This is a genomic window from Morganella psychrotolerans (assembly GCF_965118875.1).
In the GTDB taxonomy this organism is placed as follows: Bacteria; Pseudomonadota; Gammaproteobacteria; order Enterobacterales; family Enterobacteriaceae; genus Morganella; species Morganella psychrotolerans_C.
The window spans coordinates 1-1,361 of record NZ_CBCPJD010000051.1; the positions used below are offsets into that span (position 1 = coordinate 1).

Genomic DNA, 1,361 nt, shown 5'->3' on the forward strand with positions numbered 1-1,361 from the left:
CGGTTCTTTGATCACCACGACCTGATGATGATGCAGGAAGTCTCCGGGACAGTGCTGTATGCCGAATATGTAGCAACTGAATCCGGAATGCTGCTGGTGGAAAGAATCAACCCGGATGATTTGGATGAACCGGAATTATTCCGCCTGCACAGCAAGGTATCAGCGAAGCAGGGCGAGCTGGCTATTTATATGGAAAAGGCTCTGGAAGATGGTCAGGTGGATAGCGCTGAAGAAAAAGAACTGATGAAGCTGCTGGACAGACTGGTCGCAACAGGAAGGACTTTTATTTATGCATTCATTAAATGCCACAAGAAAGGGTGAAGCCGAAGGTATACGGCCTCCGGCTTCGGTCGCGTTACATCAATTGTGTGAAGAGATAAACGCATGAGCAGATTAACTCATTCAGAACCAGGAAAGCAATTTAAATGCCTCGTTGTTGGTAATGAACCGCTTTGTTATGTGCAGAGCATACCCGCTGGTGGCATGGCGAACAACTACCCGGCAGCACAGGAAGTGGTAGAGCGGCAAAGCCTGATCGCCAGCTGGTCGAAATACTATTACCGCAGCGGAGGTAACGATGCGTAAAGAAACAGCCGACAACCTGAACCGGTATTACAAGGATCGGAACGGACGTGTTGTAAACGTCATCCGGTATGACCGGGAGAGAGAGCGTGTGATTTTCATGATTGACGGATATGAGCACGAATGCGGTGAGCCTCTGAAAATCTTTCAGGAGCGTTACACGCGATTAAAGAAGGTGAAGCCATGAGCAATTTACTCCTGAAAAGCCGCCCGCTGGTGGTCATTCCTGAGCTGGCAGTACGCCTGGGTCTGAATGAGGCGATAGTGCTTCAGCAGATTCAGTACTGGCTTAATGATACCGCGTCAGGCGTGGAGATCGACGGGCAGCGCTGGATTTATAACACCCTGGACAAATGGAAGGAGCAATTCCCGTTTTTTTCCGAGTCCACCATTAAGCGCGCATTCGCCAGCCTGAAAAATAGTGGTGTGCTTAACATCGAGCAAATCAAAAAGGCGAGTCACGACCGTACAAATTATTACTCTATAAATTATGGACATAGCCTCTTATCCGAACAGGTCAAATTGACCTCATCGAACAGGTCAAAACGGAATCATCGAACAGGTCAGATTGACCCCATCGAACAGGTCACTTTGACCGACTCGAACGGGTCAGAAAGTGGGGTATCGAACGGGTCAGATTGGCCTGATCTTACAGAGACTACAACAGAGATTACTACAGAGACTACAACAACAAACCCTTGTCAGGTTCCCGTGGAACCCGACGAAGCATCCGATCCTGCTTTGCTGGTTCTTGAATATTTTAACCGGGTGACTAACTC

3 protein-coding genes and 1 pseudogene are annotated in these 1,361 nt (G+C 48.6%); all 4 read left to right on the forward strand.

From position 1 onward, the window contains the following. On the forward strand, positions 1-321 hold a 321-nt coding region (locus ACMHKJ_RS19250), incomplete at its 5' end, for a YmfL family putative regulatory protein (protein WP_413496450.1). Between the two features lie 63 nt (positions 322-384). Next, a complete protein-coding gene (locus ACMHKJ_RS19255; protein ID WP_413496451.1) occupies positions 385-585 on the forward strand; it encodes a hypothetical protein in 201 nt (66 codons plus the stop codon). Continuing rightward, on the forward strand, positions 578-769 hold the full coding sequence (locus ACMHKJ_RS19260) for a DUF4222 domain-containing protein (RefSeq protein ID WP_413496453.1): 192 nt from the start codon (positions 578-580) through the stop codon (positions 767-769). Before ACMHKJ_RS19255 ends, ACMHKJ_RS19260 begins: the two co-directional genes overlap by 8 nt. Next, a pseudogene (locus ACMHKJ_RS19265) lies at positions 766-1,361 on the forward strand (replication protein); the annotation flags it as partial. The gene ACMHKJ_RS19260 and the pseudogene ACMHKJ_RS19265, both read left to right, overlap by 4 nt.